Raw genomic sequence first — 1012 nt, forward strand, 5'->3', positions numbered from 1 at the left:
GGCGTCATGACATTCAGCATTGATGTTGACTGACCCACCGCCTTCGCGAGCAAGCCCGCTCCCACAGGTTTATTTATTGTTGCTACTACCGGGTTATTCCTGCGGATCGAGATTATCCAGCGCCCTATTCACCGCCAGCTCACCCAACATGATGATCTGCGCAATCCCCAGCAGCGCGTTGCGATGCGGGCTCTGCAGAAAGCCAGCAAGATCACTGGCCATGATGCTGGCCGAGGCCAGGGATTCGCAGGCGTGGGCCAACAGAGTTTCGGTGTTGATGTCGGGGGTGATGACAAACATTGTGCTGGGATTGCGCGGTGAGGCAGGGTCTTTCGGGGGATTCGGGGTGGGTTTGAACATGGTGGAACTCCTTGATCAATGGAGCCGCCACAGGTCGCTGCTAAACGAATTGGGTGGCGGCTGTACGCGGGTTAGCAGACCAGGGATCAAGGAACCCGGCGCACCGAAGTGCCCCACGCACAGCCACCAAATTGCGGACCGAAATGGTCTTGAGGTGACACTGGCGAGCCTTGAAATTTACCGAGCTGCTAAACCCGATCGCTGCATGGACAGCGACGCGGAGAACGTTAGAGATCAGGGCCAAGACACACAAGCCGGCGGATTCTGGCGTAGTTGTAGGCAACGACGCAAGGCGGCGTGGCTTTCAGGAACAGAGGTTGACGGCTTTTAAACAGAGCTGTCAGAACACTGCATACTCCCTGTGAGAGATTGGTTGGCGGGCAGTCCGCCTTCGCGGGCAAGCCCGCTCCCACAGGGATTGGGGACATCTGCAAAAATCAGGTCGGCTGGCAGACCGCCTTCGCGGGCAGGCTCGCTCCCACAGTTGGACTGGGTACATTCGAAAGAAATTGGTCGGCTGGCAGGCCGCCATCGCGAGCAAGCTCGCTCCCACAGAAGAGCAAAGGCAGAGCAATCCACACCGCGCCGCTTCTCACCACTCATCAGGCCGAGCGTTAGCTCGCCTGCAGCTCTTGATCTTGATCCACCCGCC

General features: G+C 58.5%; 1 protein-coding gene. It reads right to left on the bottom strand.

Annotated features, from left to right (window positions below; genetic code table 11):
- Positions 1-93 precede the first annotated feature (93 nt).
- Positions 94-360, bottom strand: coding sequence for a DUF6124 family protein (locus AC3WN7_RS28590; protein WP_095968231.1), 267 nt, complete (start codon positions 358-360; stop codon positions 94-96).
- Positions 361-1012: the final 652 nt, after the last annotated feature.

The organism is Pseudomonas sp. FW305-70, assembly GCF_058783925.1.

Excerpts from the sequence above, each read along its gene's own strand:
- AC3WN7_RS28590 (WP_095968231.1), bottom strand. The coding sequence starts at position 360 with ATGTTCAAACCCACCCCGAATCCCCCGAAAGACCCTGCCTCACCGCGC.